At 36.4% G+C, this 26884-nt stretch carries 26 protein-coding genes and 1 riboswitch; all 26 genes read left to right on the top strand.

The window, feature by feature from the left end; genetic code table 11:
• Positions 1–81: 81 nt before the first annotated feature.
• The 26 genes from comGA to NST76_RS13935 all read left to right on the top strand — a co-directional run bounded on the left by comGA (position 82) and on the right by NST76_RS13935 (position 26785).
• Positions 82–1101, top strand: a complete 1020-nt coding sequence (gene comGA, locus NST76_RS14060; protein ID WP_036120226.1) for a competence type IV pilus ATPase ComGA — start codon at positions 82–84, stop codon at positions 1099–1101.
• On the top strand, positions 1076–2146 hold the full coding sequence (comGB, locus tag NST76_RS14055) for a competence type IV pilus assembly protein ComGB (RefSeq protein ID WP_036120223.1): 1071 nt from the start codon (positions 1076–1078) through the stop codon (positions 2144–2146). Before comGA ends, comGB begins: the two co-directional genes overlap by 26 nt.
• Before the next feature lie 10 nt (positions 2147–2156).
• Positions 2157–2495, top strand: a complete 339-nt coding sequence (gene comGC / locus NST76_RS14050; RefSeq protein WP_089934844.1) for a competence type IV pilus major pilin ComGC — start codon at positions 2157–2159, stop codon at positions 2493–2495.
• The gene (comGD, locus tag NST76_RS14045) at positions 2464–2931 is read left to right on the top strand and encodes a competence type IV pilus minor pilin ComGD (RefSeq protein ID WP_051891606.1); all 468 of its coding nucleotides are present in this window, start codon (positions 2464–2466) and stop codon (positions 2929–2931) included. The genes comGC and comGD overlap by 32 nt, the downstream gene beginning before the upstream one ends.
• Positions 2924–3241 carry a type II secretion system protein gene (locus tag NST76_RS14040; protein WP_036120217.1) on the top strand — a complete coding sequence of 106 codons (318 nt, stop codon included), beginning with the start codon at positions 2924–2926 and terminating at the stop codon, positions 3239–3241. Before comGD ends, NST76_RS14040 begins: the two co-directional genes overlap by 8 nt.
• Positions 3234–3659, top strand: coding sequence for a competence type IV pilus minor pilin ComGF (gene comGF / locus NST76_RS14035; RefSeq protein ID WP_089934845.1), 426 nt, complete (start codon positions 3234–3236; stop codon positions 3657–3659). Before NST76_RS14040 ends, comGF begins: the two co-directional genes overlap by 8 nt.
• A gap of 198 nt (positions 3660–3857) precedes the next feature.
• The gene (locus NST76_RS14030; protein WP_036120210.1) at positions 3858–4373 is read left to right on the top strand and encodes a shikimate kinase; all 516 of its coding nucleotides are present in this window, start codon (positions 3858–3860) and stop codon (positions 4371–4373) included.
• A gap of 144 nt (positions 4374–4517) precedes the next feature.
• Positions 4518–4610, top strand: a riboswitch (glycine riboswitch).
• A gap of 261 nt (positions 4611–4871) precedes the next feature.
• The gene (gene gcvT, locus NST76_RS14025) at positions 4872–5975 is read left to right on the top strand and encodes a glycine cleavage system aminomethyltransferase GcvT (protein WP_089934847.1); all 1104 of its coding nucleotides are present in this window, start codon (positions 4872–4874) and stop codon (positions 5973–5975) included.
• Positions 5976–6000: 25 nt separating this feature from the next.
• Positions 6001–7347 (top strand): aminomethyl-transferring glycine dehydrogenase subunit GcvPA, encoded by a 1347-nt coding sequence (gene gcvPA, locus NST76_RS14020; RefSeq protein ID WP_342544054.1) that lies wholly within the window; start codon positions 6001–6003, stop codon positions 7345–7347.
• A complete protein-coding gene (gene gcvPB / locus NST76_RS14015) occupies positions 7340–8803 on the top strand; it encodes an aminomethyl-transferring glycine dehydrogenase subunit GcvPB (protein ID WP_089934849.1) in 1464 nt (487 codons plus the stop codon). The genes gcvPA and gcvPB overlap by 8 nt, the downstream gene beginning before the upstream one ends.
• Positions 8804–8939: 136 nt before the next feature.
• Positions 8940–9848 (top strand): serine/threonine-protein kinase, encoded by a 909-nt coding sequence (locus tag NST76_RS14010; protein ID WP_089934850.1) that lies wholly within the window; start codon positions 8940–8942, stop codon positions 9846–9848.
• A 553-nt stretch (positions 9849–10401) separates the two neighbouring features.
• Entirely contained in the window at positions 10402–12570 is a 2169-nt protein-coding gene (locus tag NST76_RS14005; protein WP_338651478.1) for a transcriptional regulator, read from the top strand.
• A 231-nt stretch (positions 12571–12801) separates the two neighbouring features.
• On the top strand, positions 12802–13227 hold the full coding sequence (locus NST76_RS14000; protein ID WP_036120193.1) for a hypothetical protein: 426 nt from the start codon (positions 12802–12804) through the stop codon (positions 13225–13227).
• Between the two features lie 89 nt (positions 13228–13316).
• Positions 13317–13751: a DnaJ domain-containing protein gene (locus NST76_RS13995; protein WP_036120190.1), complete on the top strand. Its 435-nt coding sequence runs from the start codon at positions 13317–13319 to the stop codon at positions 13749–13751.
• 30 nt (positions 13752–13781) lie between these two features.
• On the top strand, positions 13782–14357 hold the full coding sequence (locus NST76_RS13990; RefSeq protein WP_342544052.1) for an FHA domain-containing protein: 576 nt from the start codon (positions 13782–13784) through the stop codon (positions 14355–14357).
• Between the two features lie 36 nt (positions 14358–14393).
• Positions 14394–14921, top strand: coding sequence for an FHA domain-containing protein (locus NST76_RS13985; protein ID WP_036120184.1), 528 nt, complete (start codon positions 14394–14396; stop codon positions 14919–14921).
• 6 nt (positions 14922–14927) lie between these two features.
• Positions 14928–15767, top strand: a complete 840-nt coding sequence (locus NST76_RS13980) for a protein phosphatase 2C domain-containing protein (RefSeq protein ID WP_036120181.1) — start codon at positions 14928–14930, stop codon at positions 15765–15767.
• Positions 15768–15799: 32 nt separating this feature from the next.
• Complete coding sequence (locus NST76_RS13975) at positions 15800–17410, top strand: serine/threonine protein phosphatase (RefSeq protein WP_244504892.1); 1611 nt, start codon at positions 15800–15802, stop codon at positions 17408–17410.
• Between the two features lie 36 nt (positions 17411–17446).
• Positions 17447–18718 carry a normocyte-binding protein gene (locus NST76_RS13970; protein WP_342544051.1) on the top strand — a complete coding sequence of 424 codons (1272 nt, stop codon included), beginning with the start codon at positions 17447–17449 and terminating at the stop codon, positions 18716–18718.
• Positions 18709–19404, top strand: coding sequence for a hypothetical protein (locus NST76_RS13965; RefSeq protein WP_036120178.1), 696 nt, complete (start codon positions 18709–18711; stop codon positions 19402–19404). Before NST76_RS13970 ends, NST76_RS13965 begins: the two co-directional genes overlap by 10 nt.
• Positions 19405–19484: 80 nt before the next feature.
• Entirely contained in the window at positions 19485–22073 is a 2589-nt protein-coding gene (locus NST76_RS13960; protein WP_342545286.1) for a molecular chaperone, read from the top strand.
• A gap of 38 nt (positions 22074–22111) precedes the next feature.
• Positions 22112–22885 (top strand): hypothetical protein, encoded by a 774-nt coding sequence (locus NST76_RS13955; RefSeq protein WP_036120174.1) that lies wholly within the window; start codon positions 22112–22114, stop codon positions 22883–22885.
• Between the two features lie 48 nt (positions 22886–22933).
• Positions 22934–23620, top strand: a complete 687-nt coding sequence (locus NST76_RS13950) for a hypothetical protein (RefSeq protein ID WP_244504894.1) — start codon at positions 22934–22936, stop codon at positions 23618–23620.
• Positions 23617–25041 (top strand): hypothetical protein, encoded by a 1425-nt coding sequence (locus NST76_RS13945; protein ID WP_089934855.1) that lies wholly within the window; start codon positions 23617–23619, stop codon positions 25039–25041. Before NST76_RS13950 ends, NST76_RS13945 begins: the two co-directional genes overlap by 4 nt.
• A 35-nt stretch (positions 25042–25076) precedes the next feature.
• Entirely contained in the window at positions 25077–26207 is a 1131-nt protein-coding gene (locus NST76_RS13940) for a pentapeptide repeat-containing protein (RefSeq protein WP_342544049.1), read from the top strand.
• Between the two features lie 23 nt (positions 26208–26230).
• The gene (locus NST76_RS13935) at positions 26231–26785 is read left to right on the top strand and encodes a serine protease (protein ID WP_271910309.1); all 555 of its coding nucleotides are present in this window, start codon (positions 26231–26233) and stop codon (positions 26783–26785) included.
• Positions 26786–26884 lie beyond the last annotated feature (99 nt).

The following is a 26884-nucleotide window of genomic DNA, read 5'->3' as shown; positions in this document are numbered from 1 at the left end:
TCTCGTGGCATTTTCCTCTTTATACTAGGAAATAACGAATAGAGCGGTCATATTCGAATGAACTAGAAGTGAGGTGCATATATGCAGAATTTTGAAACAGTTGTCGAACAAAAATGTGAGCAACTTTTACTAAAGGCCTATCATTTTGGTGCATCCGATTTATTACTGGTTCCAGGTAATAAAAGATATCAGGTTTATTTTCGAAAATATGATAAGCTACTCCAAGCTGGTGAGCTCCCAAATGAACTTGCAGAAAGAATGATTTCCTACTATAAATTTCTTGCGGCATTAGATATTAGTGAACGACGAAAACCTCAAAGCGGCTCCTTTCAAAAAGCAATGGAACACAATCCATACGCCTTTCGAGTATCCACACTGCCTTCCGTCTTTTTAAAAGAAAGCCTGATTATCCGTTTACTTCTCCAAAATCATACATTCCCACTAACGTCATTAAGCTATTCCAAAAGTGCAGCACACAATTTAATGGAGCTTGTGCAACATCGTCAAGGTCTTCTGTTTTTTACAGGCGCAACAGGCTCTGGCAAATCTACATCACTCTATTCCTTAATCCACTATTGTTCCACAGAGTTAAATCGGCATGTGATTTCTTTAGAAGATCCTGTAGAAAATAGCCAAGCAAATTTACTTCAAATTCAAGTGAACGAGCGAGCGGGCGTTACATATGCTATGGGACTAAAAGCCATTTTACGTCACTCTCCTGATGTTATCATGATTGGTGAAATTCGAGATAAAGAGACAGCAAAAATTGCTATCCAAGCTGCCTTAACAGGACACTTAGTTGTCTCAACCATTCATGCAAAAGATACCATTCGTTGCCTGTATCGTTTAATGGACTTAGATGTGTCGATAGAGGAGCTTCATCAAACGATTATCGGTATTGTGGCACAAATACTTGTTCAGACTTCAGCAGTACAAGATGAGCGCCGTGCGGTATATGAAATTTTACAGGATGTTCATTTAACAAGAGCCATTTCTGCGATTAAAGAAAAGGTCAACTATGAACTCCCTTATGAATTAACATTAATGGGACAAAAAGAATTAGTGGAGAGCTTTTATGCACCTACAAACATATATCCATAATGTTTTGCTTTATTATAGTAGGGCGACAAAATGGCGAGTAAGGGAGCAGGCACAATTTTTTAATCGATTATGTGTGTTAATGCAAGAAGGATATTTATTTCCTCAGGCCATTTCAATGCTATTGCCTCATCATATAAAGGCGCATGAAGATATGCAGCAGCAAATTGATGAAAAACTGAAGCAAGGGGAAGGGGTTGCAGGGATACTTGAAACTTTACAGCTGAGCAAGCATTATTTAATGGCCATCAAGGTAGCAGAAAACAATGGTCATATGATAGAAGCTTTACAAGGTGTAGCTAAGCAAATAAAGGTAAGTGAAATGACCAAGAAAAAGCTCATAAAGCTGCTGATCTATCCTGTCACGCTGATCGTATTTTTGCTGTTATTATTTTTGGTGTTTCGTACCATCTTTTTACCAAACATCGAAAGACTGGTAGCCGGCCGAACCGCAGAAACAGAAACAAGTATTACGTTGTCCACTACGTTATTACATGTTCCTGATGTAGTTATCCTCACCATTTTCATCGCAACAGGCAGTTTATTTATTGTTCGTCTCTATCTCAATCGACAGCCTACTGCACATCAACTCACCATCCTATTCAAGATTCCTTTTATTCAACGCTATATGCGACTGATATTAACAAGACAGTTTGCTGCTTATTTAGGAAGCTTACTGCAAAGTGGATTTTCATTACAAGCCAGCCTCCAACTTTTAGAAGAGCAACAACTTCAACCTTTTCTGCAAATTCTTTCGCAGCGCATAAAAGAAAGGGTTATTTTTGGAGAGTCACTAACACTTGCCGTAATGAGACTAGCTGTTTTTCAAAAGGATTTTCCTGTTTTTGTAGAGCACGGTGAGCAAAGCGGCTATTTAGGAAAAGAATTAGTGTTGTATAGCGAATTATTACTGGAAAAACAGGAACAACTTCTGCAAAAAGTATTAGCATTTGTACAACCAACCTTCTTTATCCTCATAGCAGTCTGTATAGTAGCTGCCTATGTCAGTTTATTATTACCCATCTATCACATGATTGAATTAGTTTAGGAGGGAAAAGATGAAACGTATCAACGAACAAGCAGGGTTCACTTTAATCGAGATGCTAATTGTTTTATTAATCATTTCAATCCTTATTTTAATTACGATTCCAAATGTTACGAAGCATTTCGCTACCATTGATGAGAAGGGCTGTAAGGCTTATATATCTATGGTACAAGGGCAGGTCGAGGCCTATCGAGTAGATTTTATGACCTATCCAACATTAGATGATCTAGTGGTGAAAGGCTATTTAAAAGAACATGAAACGACTTGCCCAAATAAAGCCGAAATAGTCATCACGAATGAGGGAGAGGTACGACTAGCCAATGCAGATTTGGAAACAGGGTCAAATAGCTGATGAACATAATAAAAATGGTGGTTTTACAATTCTTGAAATACTGATTGTTTTGTTTCTTGTTATGAGTTTAACAGCGATTGTTAGTAAATTTTCATTCAAAATAGCAGAAGCAAAGGAATTGGAACGATTTTTTACGCAAATGCAACTAGATATTCAGTATATTCAAACCTATAGCATGAATGAACGGCAATATATAGCAATGAAAATAATAAGTCCCAGTAATCGTTATGTTATTCAAAAAGATTTTTATACCATTTTATATGAACGTCCTTTTCCAAAAGGAGTGGAGTTTTTGAACGCAGAAAGTTCTATTCATACACTTAGTTATAATACTAAAGGAAATGTTATGTCAGCTGGAACCATTGCCTTTAAAACCCCTCAAGGAAAGAAAAAGGTCGTTATTACATTAGGACGAGGGAGAGCTAGAGTTGAATGAGTCAGGCTATTCTTTTGTAGAAACCATTTTAGCTATGGGGATTTTAACAATATTGTGTATGTCGTTAATACCGCTTACCTATACGATGAAGACGAATCTTACAAATAAAAAACTAGAACTCATCGCAGCTGAAACTGCCTATGAAGGTTTAAAGCAATATCAGGCAGTACAGCAAACAGAAGGCTCTAGGACCATTGAACAAGTAGAGTATCATTGGGAATTTGATGGACAACAAATTTGTGTCCGTTTTCAAAACATGCGTGAACTGCGCCAAAAATGTATACAAGATACAGGTGAAGTCCGTGAATGACAAAGGCTATACATTAATAGAAGCCATATTTCAATTGGTTGTTTTTGTGCTTGTATCTCAACTTTTTGTTCTTATTATGCTGTGGTTTGCTGAAATGAAATCAACCATGCTAACAGATGAACAAACAAAGTGGGAGCTATTTGTTTATGATGTAAATCATTCTCTACAGAATGTCTCTGCGTTTGCTATTCGGGAAGATCGAAAAAGAGTGAGCTTTCAAACTGCAAATACAATCCATCATATTGATTGCTATCCTAATATTATTCGTGAGCAAATAAATGGTGGACATGTTCCCATGCTAATCGGAATTAATAAATGCCAATTTAATTATACAGAAAACATGCTGACGGTAGCTGTTGAAATGACTAGCGGTATTCAAAAGGAGCGAAGCTACTATGTGCCAATTATTGAAAAATGACAGAGGGGCTATTTTTTTGATCGCAATTGCATTATTATTTTTTGTAACTACTTTTGTTCTTGCGTATTGTATGTCTTATGAAATGCAGTTTCGAACATATGATGGGCTAGAAAAATTAAATGTTCAAACTACGATAAATTTATTAGGACAAATTTTGTCAGACAGTGTAGAATCGTAGTTATAAGAAGGTGATCCGAATTGCGAAAAATATATTTAGTTGGCTTTATGGGCAGTGGGAAAAGTGCGTTAGGAAGACGTTTAAGTTATTTATTAAAGATGCCATATTATGATATGGATCGTGAGATTGTGCGCCAGCAGGGAATGACAATTCCACAGATTTTTGAAAAATACGGAGAGGCCCATTTTCGAGAAATAGAAACAGAATTTTTGAAAAATTTCAGAGATGAGGCTTGTATTATTTCTACAGGTGGTGGCGTTGCCATTAATGCTGAGAATCGAAAAATTATGAGACGTAGTGGATTAGTGTTTTTTTTAGATGCGTCTTTTGAAGATATTTATAAACGAATACAGCATGATCCAAACAGACCCATTGTACAGAGCTCTACAAAGGAAGAGCTAGAAAGCCTGTATCATTACAGAAGGAAGTTTTACCGTGAGGTAGGACATATCCAAGTATTGACAGAAGGTAGAACTATCCGTCATATTCTAGAGTATTTAGTATTTCAAGTGAAAAGATTAAAAAACGAACGATGATTGTGTTATTGATAAATTATGTTCGTGTTTTATTATCTTTTAAAAAATGATTGCCTTTTCAATGCATTTAATGTTAGGATATAGACAAATAAGTAACTAAATGTTCATTGACTACTAAATAGTACCAAGAACTATCTTGGGCGGATGATTGTGCGGGGAGAGCGCGTGTAGACGCCACCGAAGGAGCAAGTAGTAAATGGCTATGAATCTCTCAGGTAAAAGGACTCGTACAAGACGCAACTCTGGAGAGAGCTGTAGTATAACAATAACAGCCACCAAAGGGGAAAGCCGGCTGATTGGCAGTGTGAAAACTTGCGAGCCAGTCTGGTGTAACTTTCAGGTGCAAGGACAGAGAATCCCGAAAAGGGGTTCGTCTGTCTTTTTTTATGTCCACAGGTGCTTTAAAGATTGGAAACGATACGCACTGACTGTATTAATACAAAAGCAGACGAACTACTACCAGTAAAAATGTAACGAACAATAAGGGGGCAAAAAAGAATGACGAATGAATTAAAACGTACACCTCTATTTGAAGAATACGCGAAATACGGTGCAAAAACAGTAGACTTCGGTGGCTGGGAACTACCTGTTCAATTTACTTCCATTAAAGAAGAACATGATGCAGTGCGTCATCGTGCAGGCTTATTTGATGTATCACATATGGGAGAAATTTTAGTAACAGGTCCCGATGCATTAGGTTTTTTACAAAATCTTTTATCAAATGATGTATCTAAAATTGTTAATGGCCAAGCGCAATACACAGCCATGTGTTATGAAGATGGAGGCGTTGTTGACGATTTATTAACGTATAAATTAGCTGATAATCACTATTTATTATGTGTCAATGCAGCCAATATTGAAAAAGACTATGATTGGATGATGGAAAATCAACATCAATATGATGTGACGATTGATAACCAGTCCGATGCTTATGCACAAATTGCTCTTCAAGGACCATTAGCAGAGGAAGTTCTTCAATCCCTTACTTCGACTGATGTTCGTGCCATTAAATTTTTCCGCTTCCAAGAGGGCGTTGAAGTTGCGGGTCATCAAGTATTAGTTTCTCGTAGTGGCTATACAGGAGAAGATGGCTTTGAACTTTACGGTGCTCCAGAAGATATTAAAGCACTATGGGGTAAAATTTTAGATGCTGGTCATGATAAAGGCGTAGTACCGGCAGGTTTAGGATGCCGCGATACACTACGTTTTGAAGCAGGGCTACCATTATACGGTCAAGAGCTATCGGCAACAATTTCTCCACTTGAGGCTGGGATTGGCTTTGCTGTGAAATTAAATAAAGAAGACTTCATTGGTCATGAAGCATTAGTAGCGCAGAAGGAAAATGGTCTTACACGCAAATTGGTAGGCATTGAAATGATTGATAAAGGCATTCCACGTCATGGCTACAAAGTGTTCAAGGACGGTAAGGAAATCGGTGAAGTGACAACGGGTACACAGCTTCCTTCATCTAAACGTAATGTTGGTCACGCTTTAATTGACAGTCAATTCGCAACAATCGGAACTGAGCTAGAAATCGAAATTCGTGGGAAACACTTAAAGGTAGTAACAGTGGAAACACCGTTTTACAAGCGTTCAAAATAATAGTTGAAAAGAGGGACCTACATTTATGAAACATCGTTATTTACCAATGACGGAGCAAGATCAAAAAGAAATGTTAGACGTAATCGGTGTATCCTCAGTTGATGAATTATTCGGGGATATTCCTGAGAAAGTCCGTTTTAAAGGCCTTTATGATATTAAGGAAGCAAAATCAGAATCTGCTTTATTAAAAGAATTAACAGCACTCTCTGCAAAAAATAAGGACACAAATGCTAATGTATCGTTTTTAGGTGCAGGTGTTTACAATCACTATAAACCAGTAATCGTGGACCATGTCATTTCTCGTTCAGAGTTCTATACAGCGTACACACCTTATCAACCAGAGATTTCACAAGGTGAGCTACAAGCAATCTTTGAATTCCAAACGATGATTGCCGAGCTAACTGGCATGGATCTTGCAAACTCTTCTATGTATGACGGTGGTACAGCATTAGCAGAAGCAGGTATGCTAGCAGCAGGTCATACGCGTCGTAAGAAAATATTAGTGTCTGAAGCAGTGCACCCAGAATATCGCGATGTTGTTGCTACATATGCCTATGGTCAATCCATTGAAATCGTGACAATCCCACAAAAAGATGGTGTGACAGATGTCGAAGCATTAAAAGAGTTAATCGATGACAACACAGCAGCTGTTATTGCTCAATATCCAAACTTCTTCGGTCAAGTGGAGGATATTCAAGTTATTAGTGATATTGCACATGAAGCGAAAAGCTTATTCGTTGTTTCTTCTAACCCACTTTCATTAGGCATTTTAACGCCTCCTGGTAAGCTAGGTGCTGATATTTGTGTAGGGGATGCGCAAGTATTTGGTATCTCTGAAGCATTTGGTGGGCCACACTGTGGTTTCTTTGCAGTGACAACGAAATTAATGCGTAAAGTGCCAGGTCGTCTTGTTGGTGAAACAGTGGATGGTGAAGGGCGCCGTGGTTATGTATTAACATTACAAGCACGTGAACAACATATCCGTCGTGATAAAGCAACATCTAATATTTGTTCGAACCAAGCACTTTTAGCACTTGCTGCATCTGTAGCGATGACAGCTTTAGGTAAACAAGGTATTCGTGAAATGGCTACGCAAAATATTGCCAAAACACGTTATGCAAGAAATGCCTTTGAAGCAGCTGGCTTTACAGTAGCATTCCAAGGCGCACACTTTAACGAGATCGTTGTGAAAACGAATAAATGTGTGAAGGAAATCAATAAAGGCTTAATCGAAAAGGGTATAATCGGTGGATATCCTCTAGGGCAAAATTATGACTCTCTGAAAAATCATGTGCTTATTGCAGTAACTGAATTACGCACAAAAGAAGAAATTGATGCACTTGTTGCAGAAATGGGGGCTCTTAATGCATAACGAAAATCAATCACTCATTTTTGAAATTTCAAAAGAAGGTCGCGTTGGCTATAGCTTAGAAGCACTTGATGTACCTGAAGTAGACCTAGCAGATTTACTGCCTGCAAGCTTAGTTCGTACGGAAGCTGCAGAGTTACCTGAAGTGTCTGAGCTTGATATTATGCGTCATTACACAGCACTTTCTCGTAGAAACCATGGGGTAGACTCTGGCTTCTATCCACTCGGCTCTTGTACGATGAAATATAATCCAAAAATTAATGAAGCAGTTGCACGTCTTTCAGGCTTCGCGAATGTTCACCCATTACAGGATGAATCGACAGTACAAGGTGCGATGGAGCTTCTCTATGATTTACAAACTTCTTTAGTAGAAATTACAGGAATGGATGAAGTAACATTACAACCAGCAGCAGGTGCCCATGGTGAATGGACAGCATTAATGATGATTCGCGCATTCCATGAGGCAAATGGTGAAGGTCACCGTAACAAAGTTATTGTTCCTGACTCAGCTCACGGTACAAATCCAGCCTCAGCAACAGTAGCAGGCTTTGAAACAATCACTGTGAAATCCGATGAAAATGGCTTGGTTGATATCGAAGACCTTCGTAAAGTCGTTGGTGCTGATACAGCTGCATTAATGCTAACAAACCCGAATACACTCGGTCTATTTGAAGAAAACATTATCGAAATGGCGGAGCTTATTCACTCTGTAGGCGGGAAAGTTTACTATGATGGCGCGAACTTAAATGCCGTTATGAGTAAAGCACGTCCTGGCGATATGGGCTTTGACTGCGTGCATTTAAACTTGCATAAAACATTTACAGGTCCACATGGTGGAGGTGGTCCAGGTTCAGGTCCAGTAGGCGTAAAAGCAGATTTAATTCCATTCCTACCAAAACCAGTACTAGTGAGAACAGAAGAAGGCACATACCACTTCGACTACGATCGTCCACAATCAATTGGACGTGTAAAACCTTACTATGGTAACTTTGGTATCAATGTTCGTGCTTATACGTACATTCGTACAATGGGTCCAGATGGCTTAAAAGCTGTTACAGAATATGCTGTATTAAACGCAAACTATATGATGCGTCGTTTAGAGCCATTCTTTGATTTACCATATAACCGTCACTGCAAACATGAATTTGTCTTATCAGGTCGTCGTCAAAAGAAATTGGGCGTTCGCACATTAGATATTGCAAAACGTCTGTTAGACTTTGGCTACCATCCACCAACAACCTACTTCCCATTAAACGTGGAAGAGGCATTAATGATCGAGCCAACAGAAACAGAATCAAAAGAAACATTAGATGCATTCTGTGATGTGATGATTCAAATTGCGAAAGAAGCAGAAGAAAATCCATCTATCGTGCAAGAAGCACCACATACAACTGTCGTATCTCGTCTTGATGAAACACGCGCTGCTCGTACACCAGTGCTGCGCTATCAAAAAGCATAATCCACAAAAAACCGTTCACTTCATATTGAACGGTTTTTTGTTTGCGCACTTTAGGCTAGTACAAACTATACATAAAAATATAGTAATTGATATAATTACATTAATTTGTATATTTGATTTTTGAAGGGAGATTAAAATGCAGGCAGCAATATTTGAATTGAGCTTACCAATAAACAGTCTATTACATAATACATATAAAATAACGCAAGTTCTTGCCACTAGTAAATTATCCTTTGTGTATATGTCTGAACATATAAATACTGGAGAGCAACTAATCATTAAGGAATTTTTCCCAATGGAAATAGCGTTACGTGATTTGGATAACAAATCAGTAATCAATCGTGTACCCTCAACAAAGGAAAAATTTCAGGAATTAAAGGAAAGATTTCTAAGTGAAGCATTGATGATCCAACAATTGAACCATCAGAATATTGTTAAGTATAGACATCATTTTACTGAAAATGGTTCTATATATATAATTACAGATTATTATGAAGGGATATTACTGGACCAATATATACATAAATATGCTATTCACGAAAGGCATCATCTATATGAAGAAGTATTCCTTCCCTTAATTGATGCCATCTCGTATTTACATAGTAAAGGCATTATTCATCGGGATATAAAGCCGAATAATATTATAATTGATACGCAAGGGAAACCTTGCTTATTAGATTTCGGTTCAGCAATTTATTATAAAACGGTGGAAAAATATCCAATATTTACTACACCAGGATACTCACCTATTGAGCAGTATTCCGTTAAAGGAGAGCAAGGCATTTATACAGATATTTATAGTTTGATGGCAACTTTATACTTCGCATTAACAAACGAAGTCCCACTAGATGTTTCACAAAGAGTAATCGAGGATAAACTTACAAATGTGAGAAAATATAATAGAAAAGTGAGCATTCCTATGTCATTGACTATTTTATGGGGCTTGCAAGTGCAGCATAAAAAAAGATGTTCTTCCCTTTCTTTTATTAAATACATGATTATTTTGGAAAGAAAATTCAAATGTATAAAGAACTATTTTAAATAAATTAATTCTAAAAGACCAAAATTACTATATTTTTAATACTTTTTACTCATTTTAGTCTTAAAAGGATGATATTCAAAAGAACAACTTAGGGCCTAATAGCAATCGGACCTTTAGTTGTTTTTTTTATAAAAAAATAGGATTTATCCACTATTTCCCTAAAAAATATCATAATTATTACCATGTAATATTTTTAATAAACTGTCCTTAAAATGTTTTTGCTTACAATATATTCTATAGAAAATATTGACATTGATTTTAGGTATTGTATAGTTACTTTTGTGATACATAAAACCATTAGTGAATTTTGTATAAAAAATGCATAAAGTTGAATTAGAGCTTCTCGTACATAGTTCAGTACATTATTGTTTTTATTGTAAAATTTTATCTTAAATGTATATATCGACTTAATTTAAGTGTCTAAATGTTCTTTTAAGATGCTCGATTCAAGTAGTTATACAATTCTAATTCTGTATTTTTTACGCACTAATGTTTATGCTTACTCGAAATTCGTTATCTAAAGGAGGGATGGCTGTAGTAATATACAGCCAAATGAATGGAGATTATTAGTCAAACGAACAGAACAATGCTCTTTGAAGAAATAAACCCAGAGAAATTGGATTTAATTACGCTTGTTGGCGATGTAAAAGGAATCGACAGTCTAAGTGATGAAAAGATCAAAGAAATTAGTCAACATCTTCTTGTAAAAAGCTTCGACGAATTTTTAGATAAGTTTTCACCTACTGTGTATTCATTTTATAACGCGGCAAATCAAAAGGTTATGTATACTTTGAAAAAGCCTGAAGGAATTCAAGATGATTGTATATCTGAAATAGCAATCGACCAAAATAACGATTTTTTAAAGATGCTATTTACGCTCATTGATACAAAAAGAAGTCAGGGCATCACGAATGTAGATTTTAAATTTGAAAATTTACTAGACATGATTTCTCCTAAAAAAGTCATGGATGATATTCGCCAAGTTCGTAAGGAAATTCATTACCTATACAGTGAGTATGACAAGCTGGATGAGGGAGATCCGAAAAAATTAGATACTGGTGACAAGCTAAATCTTATGTTTGAAGTAGCTAGTAGAAACTACAACAATGTAATGGCGATGCTGCCTTTAGCAATTGAAGATATTAAAACAAGATTATTATTAGGTGCTAGTCAAGATGAGGATGAGTCCGAAAAATTACAAATAGGTACGCTTACTATTGGTGATAATGGTGAATTGAAAATTATTGAGGCACCTCAAACGAATAGTTCAGAACTGATGGTCATTGAAGAAAATAGTAATTACGGCTTGAGTACAGTTTTCGAAGAAGACTATGAGGCTATTACAGAATCGCCGTCTTCCTATGTAAAAGATTTAGTTGTGAGAACGTTCTCACCTCTACCAGCTATAAAAGCCGAATTTGATGTTGAAACAGAAGTTCAAAATTACAATACATACCTGGAGTTCTATAAGGATGCAAAGGATGAATTTGTAAAAACGGTCAAGCCTTTAGTCGAAAAGCTATTAGGTGTCAAAATGTACTTCGATCAATATGTTACGAAAAATAAAGGGATGCAGCCGTCATTATTAGTGACAAACACGAAGCTCGATATGCTTGTGAAAAGTAATAACCTGCCAAGATTACGCACGTATTTAAATACGGTTAACGCTAAAAATGATTTTACAGATACTGTATGGTATGGCATTGTACCTGCTCTAGAATTAGAATCTTCTGGAAAAATGAAAGTTAGCCGTTCAAGATTCAAAGGGAATGAAAAGGTTACAAAGCAAGAGGGTAACACAATGGAATCTTTATCAATCCTCTTAGATACGGTAAAAGATTACAAGGTTCAAATTTTCTTTAACTTTATGGCTGAAGAAGAAACTACCTTCAACGGCATCGCAACTGCTGGGATTGATCGCCTGATCGATAAATGTTCAGTTCTTGTCAGAAAAGAATTTAGTGAGTTCGCGATACCATGCCTACCAAACTTTACGATTATTCCAAAAGATAAATCAGGCGTAGTTATTGATACGAGAATGCATACTACCGAAAATGGAGCTCGTCTATCGAAAGAAAAGGAAGATATTTTAAAGCTTTGGATAGAAGGCGTTTATGTAGGTGCTAGCTATGTAGCAGCAGGTATCGTTTCCGCCTACCAATGCCCAGAGTATTTAAAGGAATCATTTAAAAATGTAAAACGTAATTACCCTGGAGTTCGATTTGATATTGAAGCCGGAGACAACTCACTTAGAGCTGTAACTACGATGGCGAAGGAAATTTCAGGTTTTACGAATAATATTAAAGACGCTATTAACAGCAGAAGCTTCGGTTTTGTATTCTCTTCCGAAAATGCCCAACTACAGGATAAAGATATTAGACGTATTACTGTTTATAAAGCAAGAAGTCTAGCAATGGAAGAAGATGGATTCGATTCAATCTATAAAACGCAAGTTAGTACGTATATTGAAAGAATACTTCGATTCCAATCTGGTGACTTTAAGCACGAGAATATCGTTCGCTTCTTTAGTAATAATCCAAGTAGTCAAAAAAGTAAGTGGCTGAATGATAAAGGTCATGTAAACTCTATCATTCATGACGGAGATGATATTGGCTACATCATTGATGAGAAAACAAGCTTATGTCAGATCGATCTTGTATTTAACGGTAATGTTAAAAATCTTGAGGTCACGATTACTAAAGGGACAAGTGCTGTTAAAGCCTAACAATTTATTTATCACAATTTTCAATTATTTAAGTAGGGTGTTTAAGATTTATCATTCATAAATCTTTTAACATAAATATGAATCGAACGACTAATTGCTAAAATGAAAAATATTACATATTTCATCGTGTCGGTATGAAACATGGCACTGTGAAATGAATAGCTGTACTTAAATTTATTTCATTAGAACAGTCAGAAGTTACGATTCAACAAAATTTAGGAGGTACTAAAAATGGGTTTTGTATTAAAAGTAGAAGGATCAGAAGCAATTGAATTAGGGTTAGAAAGCATCATGACTGTCGAATATGAGACAGATACACCGAATGATTCTAACGCGCGCTCTACAGATGTTGGGGCAACTTTAAAAGTAAAAGGTAAAATTTTAACTGCCACTGATGGTGATAATTCTGATGATACGATGAAATTAGGATTATGGTCATTAGTACCAGCTGAAAAAGCTGATTGCTACCGCAAAGTGACACTTGAAGTGATCTCAGCTGATCAAGTAGTAAGAAAAATTCATTTCCCAAATGCTTTCGTTGTGGACTATACAGAAAGATATGGTGACACTGAAGGTATTGGTGAGTTCTTCTTATTTATTAAGCAAAAGAAAGACAAAACAGAATTGGCAAAAATCGAAGGCGGCTACGCTGTCTAAGATTGCAGCACGATAAAACACTACTATATCTAAGGAACTTTTATAGTTCCTTAGATTATTTTTAATAATCCTAAATTGGGGTTGAAAACATGAAAACGCATTATGAAACATTGGGTATAGACCGAAATGCAACACAAGAGCAAATAAAATTAGCTTATCGAAAGCTTTCCAAAAAGCATCACCCTGATGTGAGTGGTGGAAATCAAGAGTCAGAGAAAATTTTTTTAGAGGTTCAAGAGGCATATAAGGTGCTTAAAGATCCAGCGCTGAAAGAGACTTACGATGCCCGTCTCGATGGCAAAGGTACCAGCTGGCAAAATGAACAACAAAATGAAAAGCATTCAAACGGACATCAGTCTACAGAGAAAAAGCCAGATTTTAATATGAATAATATTGAAAAAAACTTTGAACATTTCTTTGGCTTCAATCCTAAAACAAAGGAGATGTCCTCAACGCTTCATAAAAAAACGAAGAAAAATCCATTGGATACAACGGATTTATTTGAACGTTTTTTTAATAAATAAGCTATGGCAAAAAGAGAGGAGTGTGATTATATGTATGAGCCATTTTCAGCTGAAGCTTACAGTGGAAATACACGAAAAAAAATGTTTATAAAAATTATCGATATCATTATTGTCACAATCGCCTTCTTTTTCATTTTATATGTTTTTGTGATGAATCAGGATGTCCTTTTGAAATTCGTTATTGGGACGGTAATAGTCATACTCGCCATTATATATGTATCGCTTAAATACGAAGCAAAGGCAATCACTCAAGTGATGGCTAAGAAGGACATTTCAAAGCTTGTTCTTCTTAATGAACGTGGAGTAGAAATAGATGAATGGGAACTTGGCGATCAAATTTCATTGCTTATTGGAAAAAGTTCAGCTGAACACAAGGCGGATATTGATTTAAGTGGAACAGAGTATGAATCTCTTGTGAATTATGAGCATGCTGTACTAAATTGTGTAGCTGGAATTTGGTATTTAGAGGATATAGATTCGGTTAATGGTGTTGGCTTAAAAAAAGCTAATAAGCGCGTAAAAAATAGATTAAAACATGAGATTCCTTACCCATTAGGTAATGGAGACATAATATACATAGCGAATACGCGAATTTTGGTTAAATAGAGAAAAAAATTCGTAACAAAGATGGGGGATATCGAAATGAGTTTGATTAGATGTACAAATGGTCATATGTTTAGTTCAAGGAGACATCGCAATATTTGTCCTTACTGTAACGTGATGGTAGAACAGGAGCAAAGACAAAATAGTCCTTCCTCACCTGTCATTGAAGCAGATGATAAAACATTGCCTTACTTAGGAGAAATGGATGGGATAGATCCTGTAACAGGATGGTTAGTTTGTATTGAAGGGCCGCAAATGGGTAGAGATTATCGTATCTTATCTGAAAAGAATTTTATAGGTAGAGCAGAAGATATGCATATCCGCATTGCAGGGGACAATTCCATCTCTAAGCGAAATCATGCAGTCATTGTGTATGATCCTAAAAAACGTAATTTTTACTTACTGCCAGGAGATGCATCAGGATTAGCCTATCTAAATAATGAGGCCGTTTATACACCAACGGAATTAGCAGCCTATGATGTGATACAGCTAGGGAGAAGTATATTTTTATTTATTCCACTTTGTGGTGTTCACTTTGAATGGGAAAACAATCAAAGTGAGGAATGATGACATATGGACCAAAAGTTATTGCCGTACATAATTACCTTAATCTTTATCATTGTCCTTATCTTGTTACTGCTAATAAGAAGTATACTTGCTCAAAAAATGGATAAAGGGAAAATTTATATTGGAAATGGTCAAACAATCGGAAGACGTGATGAGCAGGATGATTATTTCTCAACTGCCGAAACGACATATGGCACAATCGCGGTGCTTGCAGATGGAATTAGCGGCTTAGCCAATGGGCGGATGGCTAGCACGATCGCAGTGACAACCTTCATAGAAGAATTTAAAAAGCTTAGTAGCTTAAATAATCTACAAAACTTTTTTAAGGAAGCTGCTATAGCAAGCAATCATATGATTGTGGAAAACTTAAATGGCTCCAATGGAGGAACAACATTAGTCACGGCCGTTATTGATAGTGAAGGCTATCTTCATTGGGGGGCAGTAGGGGATAGTGTTCTCACGATCTTTAGAAATGGTGAATTTCTAAAGATTAACCAAAAACATATTTTTGAGTCAGTTTTAACCGAAAGATATATTTCAGGTGAAATTTCGCAACTTGAGGTTCAGGAAAATCCTCTAAAAAAGAGATTAATCAATTATTTAGGATATGCAGGCTTTAAAAATTTGGATACAGGAAATAATCCGATTCAGCTAAATAGAGGGGACAAGGTATGTCTTTTTAGTGATGGAATCTATGATGCTTTAACGGAGGTTGAAATGGAAAAAATTCTCTCTCAGCAAGCTCCACCCTATGATTTAGCACAAAGCATGATAAAAGCCGTTGAACAAAAACGCTTAAAAAATCAAGATAATGCTACCATCGTGATTTTAGAAAAAACTTGGTGACGATGAATAGGGAATAGAGAAGGAGGAGACGTATGAGAAAGGAAAATTGCGACTTTAAAACGGGCTTTTTATCTGAAGCAGGGTCCTTTCTGCAAAATAAAGACTATTTTGCCTATACAGAACTTGACGATGTAGCTTGTTGGGTAGCTGTCAAGGGCTTGGATGCAGATCAGGAAATTAGTAGTGCAGAGCTTGCCGTAAAGGCTATATTGGAAAAATTTATGGAAAAACCAGCTATGTCAAGGAGAGCTATCAATAAATACCTTAGACATGCACAAAATATACTACAAGCGCAAAGCTTACGAGTAAGATTAAAGGCTAGTATTGTCATAGTTGTTTCCGACTACTCAAAAATGATTGTTGGAGTAGCGGGGAATTCGCGACTGTATCACTTCCGCAACGGTACATTAACCTACAAAAGTACAGACCAAAGTTTAGCACAGGAAATAGTAAACAGTCAGAACCGTTCATTAGATATTAGCCAGCATGAAGAAAGAGGGAATTTGTTGAATTATCTAGGTAAACCAAACAAATTTCAACCCTTTGTGTCTAAAAAAATGAAGCTTACTGATGGTGATGTCCTATTACTTTGTACAGCTGGCTTTTGGGGAGATGTCAGTGAGATTGAGATGGCTGACGCTTTGGAAGGTGTCAAGGATTCTGAACAATATACAGATTTGTTGGAAGAAATATTGTTGAGTAGACAAAGAAAAGTTGTAGAAAATTATACGGTTGCTGCCATATTTGTGAACAAGGTGTATCAAGAAACGAACAAAAACAAGATGAAGTATATAAAAATGATTGCTGCTGCATTAGTTTTAGCCTTGGTTGTAGGTGGCGGCACGATTTTTTATCAAGTAAAACAAGCAAAAAAATTAGCAGAGTTAACAGTCGAGATGAAGGACCATGAAAAGAGTGGAAATGTTTACTTTCAAGACGGAAATTATGATGAAGCGTTACTTGCATATAGTGAGGGAAGAAATGCAGCAAAAAAATTAAAAGATCCTATACATAGAAATTTACTAGCTAGAAAATTAAGAGTGACACAACTAATTATCAATGGTGATAAATCAGCGGAAACTGGAAAATTTACAGAGGCATTAGAACATTATGAAAAAGCTAAAAAAGAGGGCAAACTCATTAATGGATTTGGTAAGGAAGAAGTAGAGCAAAGAATTGCCAACATGGATTCCGTTGTGGAGATTGTTGATGCTATAAAAGATGCAGATTTTCGTTTTGAGGCAGAGGACTACAATGGGGCTTTAGCCATTTATGAGAAAGCTAGAAAAAAAGCACTCGCCATTTCATTTACTGGAGAGACACAAATTAAAACAAAAATTGAAGATACAGAAGAAAAAATAAATGAATTGAAGAAGGCTCAAAAAGAATTAAAGGCAGAAGGGTTAGAAAAAAGTGGGGATCAGAGCTATGCCCGTCAGGAATACGTTCAAGCGATAGAGTCCTATACGCTTGCGCAGGAGATTTATCAAGAAACAGAATTACTGGCAAAAGTTCTTGGACTAGAGAGAAAGATTATGAATGCAAATGATAAATTAAACCCTGTTCCACAGGTTCAACCAGCAGATAATGCACTTCCTAATGAAGCAGAACCTCCAGTAGATGAAGTAACTGATGCCAGTTAGCATTCAAATCCTGAGTCATGAAAGAAGGAAAGTAAATTGTTAAAAGAGCTCATGTTTGAACGTTTACGAAAAATAGAAAATCTAGAGCAACGTCAATTACTAAAGGATATTGTAAGTGGCGTTTTTGTAAATCTAATTGATTATCAAGAAGATATGAACAAAAAGCTTGAAGAACGTATTTTTAATGAAATCGATGATTACGAGAATAGATATGACATTTACACAACGCTTAGTGCCCGAGAAGATGTCGACCCCATTCATGATTGTTTGTTTCCGATATGTCCAACAGATTTGGAAGAGACAAAAATAGACATGGAGAAGCTTCTTGAATCCATTAAAAATAATGAACCTGCAATGCTCATGACATTATTTTTAGAGTGTGATTCTATCGAAATACAGCATTTACTTGCACAGCAACGAATTTTCAATGGTCATCTTGCTACATCGCAGGGATTGGTCGAAATAAAGCTGAGCCTTACTAAAAATAATCGCTATTTGCAAAAAATTAAAGACCTCTATTCAATCTTCCAAAGAAATGGCCTACCTTGGAAAACAATCAATCATCCTTTTGTGAGTAAGTTCATTGATGTCATACTGATAGGCTGTCCACCATTAAATGAGGATGTAGAAATTTTCGAGGTTACGATTGATTTAGAGGAATATGAGCAGCAAAAACGATTGAATATGGTTCCGCTTTGGAATGTTCAGCGTCACGAGGTTAAGAATAGCGGTTTTCCATTCCCTGCCATCGATCGAATAAATTATGAGCATGTCTTATCGTTACGAAAAACAGGTACTCAACATGGTTATCTCATTGATGCGGAAGAAGACAATATTAGATATATAAAACGTTCAGATAGCGAATTAACCATTGTTTCACCTCAGGATCAATCAGGAGTATGGCAGCTACTTAAAGTTGCTAAAGTAGAAAAAGAACAAGTAGGTAAATTGACTTATGAACTAGTCTCGAATCGGCGAAATGAACACTTTATGCACAAGCTTTCTAGTAAATATAATGTCAATGTTTCAACAAAAGGAGAAATAATTAGACTGATAAACTCCTTTCAGGCAGCAGACAATCTTGAACTTTTGAGAATAGATATTTTGGAAGGGCATTTAGAGAATCGTCACTTCGTGCATCCATTTTTAAAAGACGCAACAGAAGATGCCAGTCATAAAAAGACGATGCTATTACAATTCCTATCAAAACAAGAGCGAGATTTTATGACGAATGATGTCTTAAGCTTTCTCCTTGCTGAAGTCCAAAGGCATTTCACTGAATATAAATGTGTAGGTAAATGGTTATGAACTATATTTGGGATTTACTTATACAAGCTGAAGAAGAGGGCTTTTTAACAAAGGATATTTACTTTCATCTTGCCAAAATCTATTCACCTTATATGGAGCTTAGTCCACAACTATTAAATTCACAGGCAATAGAGCAACATGTGGAAGTAAACCCCTATTATCGGTACTTCGATATTTTTAAAGATCTCTTTCATCCTGATCATACGACTGATGAAGCATTTAGAGACGCTTTATTAGATATTACATTGCATTTTTTAGCTGAAATTGATCGAATGCAAGGCTTGAATAAAAAGGAATATTATATTCGCTTTATGCTGAGAGACATTGAAGCAAATGTATTTGGAAAACTGGTTCGCGATAAAATCAAATCTTTTTCAAAGAAAGAGCAAGAAATTATTGCGCTTAATATGCTCAGACTCTATCAAACAGGAGAAGCATTATATCTGATAAAGGACACGCTGAAAAATATATTTAGAAATTGTTTTATTTATGTGAAATCAGAGGAAAATGATGAATTACTGCTTTACATTCATCAAAAAAAGACAATAGAAAATATCAATAAAGTTCAGCTAATCCAAGAAATCTTTTTACCTATTGGCTTTCAGATGGAGGTTTACTGGCAATACCATTTTGGCATCATTGACGTAGAAGAGACGATGATGCTAGATCGAATAGCTCTTTATTAAAAAGTGGGGAGGGGTATAAATTGACGACTAAATATTCATATAAGCTTTATGCGAATAAGCGTTATACAGAAAAGAAATATATGACCTATACACGTGTAGAGTTGATGGAGATGACCACTTTTCAGCTTAGAAATATTTGTTATAAAGAAAAGCTCATAACAGGTTTAATTAATACGCTAACTAGGGACGAATTAATCGAGAAGATTTTAAGATACCGTGGAGCTGAAGAATATCTATTGATTAAAGAAAATCAAGATGGGGGCTTTGAAAGAGTCGAGGAGGCACTGCAAAAGTATTTAAAAACACCACTTTCAGATAATGGTGATATTAAAATACCTGCCAAAATGAATCTCTATAAAGGCATGAAAATAGATAAGCCAGATCAATACCTCATTGAAACAGGTGGCTTTCTTGTAGAATCCAATGTGCTACTAGTAAATGAGCATTTTGAGTTATGTGGCATTCTAAATATCGTAAAAGACGATGAAAAAGCGAATTGCTATTACTTAGTGGCAGATCAAGCGCTAGGAATACGCGAGACAAAGAATAAGAACTATAGCTTTATTTTTTTGCGAAAGCAAGACTCAGAGTACATTTATAAAACATATTATCAGGAGACGCCACTCCCACCAACAAATCTACATTACTACAAAGTGCCAATACCAGATTTAGAGATGAAACAATTAGAGACAACCAATGCCATTCTTGCCATTGATTTTGGCACAACTAATACAACAGCTGGTGTATTTTTGGATAGCGATTATGTCTCATCACCTTGTAGCCATGATCTTTTAAATAAGAGAATTACACTCAATAGCATCAATTTTGTACAATTCCCAGACCCACTACACCAAAATGAATGGATTGAAGTTGTACCTACAGTGGTTGCGGTTGCAGATTGCTCAAACGCTGATCACATAAACTATCATTTCGGCTATGAAGCCTTGAAGGTTATGAAAAAAAATAGCTATACATCATTAGCCACTAAATTTCAGGGCATCAAACGTTGGGTTAGTAATTATGCAAAATTGGAGGAAATAATGGATGCGAATGGGAATACAGCGGTTATCCCACGCAGTCAAATCCTAAGAGAATTTTTACTCTATATCATTCAAATGGCTGAGCATCAATTTAAATGTCGCTTTCAACATTTGCATATTTCAAGCCCTGTTAAGCTGAAAACTCAATTTTTAGATATGTTTCATGCCATTTTACCTGAATATCAAATTGAAATTGAGCATGCTCTCGATGAAGGAATGGCAGTGCTCTATAATACGATAGCCAATCAAATAGAGAATCAGAGCTTTATGGATGGCAAGGAATACAAGGCTCTAGTAATTGATTGTGGAGGGGGAACAACAGACCTCTCATCCTGTAAGTTTCGAATAGAGGACGGACATATTTCCTACAAAATTGATATTCATACAACCTATGAAAATGGGGATACCAATTTTGGTGGTAATAATATTACGTATCGAATTTTTCAATTTATGAAAATTGTCTTTGCGAATTATTATAGTCGTGGGAAAAATGCCTATGACATCGATGCGTTAATTGATATTCCAGGGAAGGATATTTATCGGTATGTGGATGATTATGGCGTCGAGGCGGTTTACAAGCAATTTGAAAAGGCATTTGAGGATGCTGAGTCTATTATCCCTACACGTTTTAAAGAATATGAAAATCATACGCGTGATGAGTATTTAAGGGTTCGTAATAATCATTATTTCTTATGGGAAATGGCCGAGGAAATGAAGAAAGAATTTTTCCGAAAAACCGGTATTCTTAGGAGTCGCTTTTACTCAGAAAGCGATATACAGCAAGATAGTGATTTGAATATCACAACGGTAGATCGCTGGTGTTTATCTCTATTAGAAAACCACCAATTTAAAGATGTTTATGACTATCCAAACGTTTATTTCAATATTAAAGAAATTAACCACCTAATCAAGGCGGATATTTATGATATTGTACGAGAGTTTTTAGAAGGTTTTTATGAAAGTGGCATGCTTGGGGAATATTCCATTATTAAGCTGACAGGACAATCCTGTAGAATTGACGCTTTTCGAGAGGCTTTAAAGGAATTTGTACCAGGTCGTAGCATTGAATTTAGACAAAAGGCTGAAAACGTTGGAAAAGTGCCAGAATTAAAGCTCGCTTGTTTAAGAGGCGCATTGCGCTACTTAAATGCGAAAAAGATTGGCATGATTGAAACGGAAGTAACAAATGCTGCACCTATTGTACCGTATACGGTTAGTGCATTTACTCATAATCGTCAGGAAAAGCTTCTGATTAGTAGTCTAGAGAGACTGAATCAAATTCATGGAACTATCTCCCGTCCATGGGGCGTCACAGAGGTTGAATTTTTCCTAACTGGAAGCGATCCTCAAGCAGCACATAAGTATACTTATATTAATCGTCAAGAGGATTTTGTCCCTGTGCTATATGAAAGTATTGCATCGAATTATTTTGATAAAATTCCACAGGACGAAACAGATTCAATCGTCAATGGGGAGGTTAAATTCTTTGTCTTTGCAGGAGAGGATCATTGGGGCTTCCATGTCGTGCCAGTGGCTAGGAAAGAGGAGCAGCTAATGATCGGGAGCAAGGAATTCTTTGCCTTTGAAACAGATTTATCAGAGCTAGATTTCTTTGATGGATTAAAGTAAGTAGGCATCTGCCAAAAAATAAAAGAGGTGAGTGACAGATGTTTACCAATCAATATCCACATTTTCAAAAAGGCAGAATTTTAAAAAGAGAAATGCTGGAGAACTTGCGCGATTATCCAAGGGAATTTTTAGATTTATATTTCCAGGATTATTCAAATGGCATTATAGCAGGTGCCAATATTACGATTGCAGATACTATTATCCATATTACAAAAGGGATCGTTAAACATAATAATAGGCTTTATCTACTGCATAATAGCTATGAACTTCCATATGAGGCAACAGGGCAAGAAACCATTATAAAAATAAAGTTTGCTGAAGCAGTGAATAAATTAGACTTCACGGATTTTACAGCCACTATTTTTCTCGATGAGTCTCTGAATCTTGCCCTAAACGAATTAGAAATAGCCCGTTTTAAATTAAAGGCTGGAGCAAGGCTGCGATCCGAGCCAAATAATTTTTTAGATTTTGCCACGGAATACAATACAGTGAATTATCTGCACTGTCAGTATGCAGGTATACAAGAAAGCACATACCACCCTAAAGTTTTACAGTTTTACGCAAAGGAATTATTAAAAAATCGCCCAACCAATGTATATGATATTACCTTTGCTTTTGAGTGTTTGAATCAGGAGCGGGTACAGCGGGATGTCATTGAAATGTATATTTGCAATCGATTAGAGTTAGAATTTCAAGCGTTTTCCAATAGTCAAATTCATAAATATTTGTACCGTATATTATCTGAATCAAAGAACGGTGGTCGTCGAGGAGGACATAGTCCAGACCGACCAAAGCGTATGATAGTCGATTAACTAAAATTCAGTTGGTGAACAACGTTTAAGAAACGGAAGGTGAGTGGGATGAAATTTTTAGATGAAAAGATTATTGCACTTAGAAATGAAATGAGAGAGCAGGAGCAACATGAGTTAGCTCAGCAAGAAGCAGCATTAAAAAGAGAGCAGGAGCCAGAGCAAGCCTCTGAGCAGGAGGAACAAGAACTACCAAAAGTAAATATCTATCAAGCTTACATATTAATTGATGATGAAAAGGTGGAGGTGATGGGGCAATCATTTTTGGATGGCAAAATGTCGATTCGTATGCCAAATCTATTTTCCGAGATGTCTACTGAATTAGCATCATTAAAGTACCCATCAGAGCGTAGACCTAATCTTATTTATACAGATGAGTCCTCCACGATTAATCTTGCCTTCAACTTAACTCCACATCGATTAACGGAGGAGGGAGTTGCTGCTTTTCAAGAAAATATGATTGACATCCTTGAACAAGCACAGCCTTCAGCAGATTGGCTAGACACGGATGTCCTAACGATTGACGAAAAGTCAGTTGGCTTTTTAGAGATCATTACACCAGCTATTGATGGCGATATTTTTAATTTAATGTTCTTTGTCTCTATCGAAGGACAAGCTCTTATTGGAACCTTTAATTGTATGGAGGATGACCTTGAAACTTGGCGTCCGATTGCGAGGGCCATGATGGAATCCTTACAATTTGCTTCAAATAGCAGGAATGGAGGTGCAGTGCTATGAGTGGGGTAGTGACAGCCTATCATAATATACAAATTAAACCTTTTGAGCTTATTAGTATCCAAGATCTTACCCTTGTAAAAAAAATGAACGAACATGCTACATTACATTTTACTGGTATTGTACCTGAAGAGGCTAGAGATACATATGTAGAAATGACTGAGGTACGATCTGCCATTGAGGTAAATCAGCTTAGTCATCTTGGTACACCTACTCCACTTTTTAAAGGTGTTATTTTAGATGTCAAGGTAAGTTCCGTTCGCGGCATTTATTATATTGAGGTAGAGGCTGCCTCTAACACTTATCAGCTAGACATTAAAAAGAAAAATCGCTCCTATCAGGATAAGGAAATGACCTACTCGTCTCTTTTTAAACTGATGAAACCCTCTTATCCTGGCCTAGATATTATAGATGAAGCTACAAAGGGAGGAAAATTAGGGAAATTTACCCTCCAATATTTTGAAACGGATTGGCAATTCTTAAAGAGGCTTGCTTCACGCTTTCATACTGGGCTAGTTCCTGCTGTAACCTTCGATAAGCCAAAGTTTTATTTTGGTGTGCCCACTGGTAGAGCTAAAGGCAAGCTAGAAGATTATCATTATACGACCCGAAAAAAACTAGCAGATTACCTAGTATATACAGAGAATGGTAATGAAGGCATGGGAGAGCATGATTTCCTCTACTATGAGGTTGAAACCGATAAAGTACTGGAGATAGGAGATCATGTCACATTTCATAAACAAACCCTATTTGTTTATGAAGCATTTACAACCATGAAGGATGGATTGCTGAAACATTGCTATACACTTTCAACGAAAAATGGCATGAATAAAAGTGAAATATTTAACAATGCAATCTCAGGATTGTCACTTGAAGGAAAAGTGTTAGAAGTCGCAAAAGATCATATTAAGGTGCATTTAGCTATTGATGATAAGCAGGATAAAGGAAAGGCGCATTGGTTTCTTTATGCTACAGGCTATACAGCTGAGGGACATAGTGGATGGTATTGTATGCCTGAAATTAATGACTTTGTTCACGTTTATTTCCCTTCACATCGTGAGGAAGAAGGAATATCTAGTAGCTCTATAAGAAAAAATTTAGATACATCGGCAACTAACAAGCTCGATGATCCTTCAACGAAATATTATCGTACAGCCTTTGGTAAAGAAATTAAAATGAGCCCAACTGAAATTGTTATTACCGCACAAGATGGCGATATTTTTATTCGATTAAATGAAGCAAATGGTATTGAAATATTTAGTAAAAAAGAGATTAAACTCATCTCAGAGGCAGATATTACTGTTAACGCCAGTAAGAAAATCCTTTTGTCTGCAGAAGAAGAAATTTCTTTACAATGCAAAGAAAGTAAAATCGCAATGAATGGTAGTGTGCAAATTTTTGGGAAAGAAGTAAAGGCAAATTAGCATGTTTCTCTCGAAAGAAAAGGAAGGAGTCTTATATGCAGACACAGGGAGTTTTACAGCATTTTTATGAAGTAGAAGTAGAAAAAAGAAGGTTAAAATATCTCTTGATGCTTGAGGATTTTTTCCAAGCTTCCAAGGATAAGCTTGCCGAGGATTTTAAGACGTCTTTTCAAAAAATATGTCAGCAACTAGGAGCACAGCAATCGCTACAACAAAAAGGACCGATTGCACACATCACATTTTCGATGCTACGAACAGAGCTATTGGAGAAGAATCCCCATTATTTAGTAGAAGCTACGGATGAGGAATGGTTTTTTGATCTTCATCCACTTTTAACTACGTATGATGCTGGCTGGGCTCACCATTTTTTAGAGCAGTATATCCAAGAATTAAGTTTATATAGTAAAACTTTCATGGGTGCTATTACCCAAGCAGATATGGAGCGTATAAAGCTTCAGGATGCCCACCATTTTCATCAATATGTCTTGAGCCTTGCTAGATATGCGCTACCTGACATTATAAGATGTCCAGAATATTTAGCTTTGGAGCGGGATGTGGCTGTTGAAATACGTGTAGGTGAGTTTATGGATATAAATGAGGTAGTGTATAGCGAGGATTTCGCATCGAAGGATAGTGAAGAGATAAAAGCATGGCTAGAAGAAAAAGTAGAGGGTGAATATCCATATGAGGTATTTAGCCATTTGAATTTAGCTGATGGCAATTATAGTGATTTAGATATTCGCTATGCCTTTTTCCAGAAAACGAATTTAACAAACTGTCGTCTGCGTGATTGTCTGCTGATTGGTGCTAATTTTCGGGAAAGTCGGCTGATTGGTACTGATTTGAGTTTTAGTTCAATCCATGAGGCAGATTTTAGTAATAGTCAATTGCAGGATGCAAATTTCCAACAGGTTCAAGGAGCGTGTGGCCTTCTAGATCCTCAAAAGTGGGAAGTACCCGGTTATTTGCCAGTCAGCTTTAAAAATGCGAATTTAGAAGGTGCTAATTTTGAGCTAGCAAATTTACGAGGAGCCTGCTTTATTGGAGCAAATGTAAAAAATACGAATTTTGCAGGAGCCAATCTAGAAAAGACTATTTTCTCTATTGAGGCAAAGGAATATTTAAAGCTAGACCCATTTCAAACAGCAAGTATTATTTGGAAGTAGATGTGTGAAAAGGAGACTCAAAGATGAACTATTTTATTTTATCTCAGGATGAGCGAATTTCAAATGCTGTTGAACCAGTTGGTATAGCTCAAGTGATTAAAAAAGAGTTATTAACATTGGATAGAATGGAAGAATTAGAGGGACTAGAACGCCAATTTCCAGTACTGGAAAAGAACGATATGCTGTATATCGATTTTATAGAAAAGCCAATAGCGCTCTTTTCGGATGCTGTTAAACAGTTAGTGGAAAAATATGTGCCAAATATGTTATTTAAAGCTGTCGTGCTCACGGATATGCCTAAATCAATGCAAACGTTGTACTGGCTAGTGATTCCACCAAAAGTTCCTTGTCTTTCATCCCAGTCAGAATTTCATCTAGATGGAACGTTGAAGAAGCTTATTATAGACGAAGCAATGGCGGCCCCTTATTCCTGCTTTCAAATAGAGGGCATTAAAGAAAATTATATCGTGATCAATATTGAATTAGCAGAGAGCATTCTTCGCAGAGCCTTTCAGGGGATACGATTACACAAGGTACAAACCTCCGGAAGATGGCATGAGATACTTCCTATTAAATAAATAGAATCGGCGGGGACTTATTCATGACATTATTAGTGGTAGATTATGGGTCAGATTAAGGTGAACATAGTGAGAAAAGGATTTTTTAGATAGAGCTAT

Source organism: Lysinibacillus sp. FSL W7-1291 (genome assembly GCF_038593415.1).
Classification (GTDB): domain Bacteria; phylum Bacillota; class Bacilli; order Bacillales_A; family Planococcaceae; genus Lysinibacillus; species Lysinibacillus fusiformis_D.
Note: the sequence above shows the minus strand (reverse complement) of the source record. Positions and strands in the feature narration are given on the sequence as shown.

What these genes read in the sequence shown, in the direction of transcription:
- comGA (WP_036120226.1), top strand. Translation starts at nt 82, where the DNA reads ATGCAGAATTTTGAAACAGTTGTCGAACAAAAATGTGAGCAACTTTTA.
- comGB (WP_036120223.1), top strand. Translation starts at nt 1,076, where the DNA reads ATGCACCTACAAACATATATCCATAATGTTTTGCTTTATTATAGTAGG.
- comGC (WP_089934844.1), top strand. Translation starts at nt 2,157, where the DNA reads ATGAAACGTATCAACGAACAAGCAGGGTTCACTTTAATCGAGATGCTA.
- comGD (WP_051891606.1), top strand. Translation starts at nt 2,464, where the DNA reads ATGCAGATTTGGAAACAGGGTCAAATAGCTGATGAACATAATAAAAAT.
- gcvT (WP_089934847.1), top strand. Translation starts at nt 4,872, where the DNA reads ATGACGAATGAATTAAAACGTACACCTCTATTTGAAGAATACGCGAAA.
- gcvPA (WP_342544054.1), top strand. Translation starts at nt 6,001, where the DNA reads ATGAAACATCGTTATTTACCAATGACGGAGCAAGATCAAAAAGAAATG.
- gcvPB (WP_089934849.1), top strand. Translation starts at nt 7,340, where the DNA reads ATGCATAACGAAAATCAATCACTCATTTTTGAAATTTCAAAAGAAGGT.
- NST76_RS14010 (WP_089934850.1), top strand. Translation starts at nt 8,940, where the DNA reads ATGCAGGCAGCAATATTTGAATTGAGCTTACCAATAAACAGTCTATTA.
- NST76_RS14005 (WP_338651478.1), top strand. Translation starts at nt 10,402, where the DNA reads ATGGAGATTATTAGTCAAACGAACAGAACAATGCTCTTTGAAGAAATA.
- NST76_RS14000 (WP_036120193.1), top strand. Translation starts at nt 12,802, where the DNA reads ATGGGTTTTGTATTAAAAGTAGAAGGATCAGAAGCAATTGAATTAGGG.
- NST76_RS13995 (WP_036120190.1), top strand. Translation starts at nt 13,317, where the DNA reads ATGAAAACGCATTATGAAACATTGGGTATAGACCGAAATGCAACACAA.
- NST76_RS13990 (WP_342544052.1), top strand. Translation starts at nt 13,782, where the DNA reads ATGTATGAGCCATTTTCAGCTGAAGCTTACAGTGGAAATACACGAAAA.
- NST76_RS13985 (WP_036120184.1), top strand. Translation starts at nt 14,394, where the DNA reads ATGAGTTTGATTAGATGTACAAATGGTCATATGTTTAGTTCAAGGAGA.
- NST76_RS13980 (WP_036120181.1), top strand. Translation starts at nt 14,928, where the DNA reads ATGGACCAAAAGTTATTGCCGTACATAATTACCTTAATCTTTATCATT.
- NST76_RS13975 (WP_244504892.1), top strand. Translation starts at nt 15,800, where the DNA reads ATGAGAAAGGAAAATTGCGACTTTAAAACGGGCTTTTTATCTGAAGCA.
- NST76_RS13965 (WP_036120178.1), top strand. Translation starts at nt 18,709, where the DNA reads ATGGTTATGAACTATATTTGGGATTTACTTATACAAGCTGAAGAAGAG.
- NST76_RS13960 (WP_342545286.1), top strand. Translation starts at nt 19,485, where the DNA reads ATGACCTATACACGTGTAGAGTTGATGGAGATGACCACTTTTCAGCTT.
- NST76_RS13955 (WP_036120174.1), top strand. Translation starts at nt 22,112, where the DNA reads ATGTTTACCAATCAATATCCACATTTTCAAAAAGGCAGAATTTTAAAA.
- NST76_RS13950 (WP_244504894.1), top strand. Translation starts at nt 22,934, where the DNA reads ATGAAATTTTTAGATGAAAAGATTATTGCACTTAGAAATGAAATGAGA.
- NST76_RS13945 (WP_089934855.1), top strand. Translation starts at nt 23,617, where the DNA reads ATGAGTGGGGTAGTGACAGCCTATCATAATATACAAATTAAACCTTTT.
- NST76_RS13940 (WP_342544049.1), top strand. Translation starts at nt 25,077, where the DNA reads ATGCAGACACAGGGAGTTTTACAGCATTTTTATGAAGTAGAAGTAGAA.
- NST76_RS13935 (WP_271910309.1), top strand. Translation starts at nt 26,231, where the DNA reads ATGAACTATTTTATTTTATCTCAGGATGAGCGAATTTCAAATGCTGTT.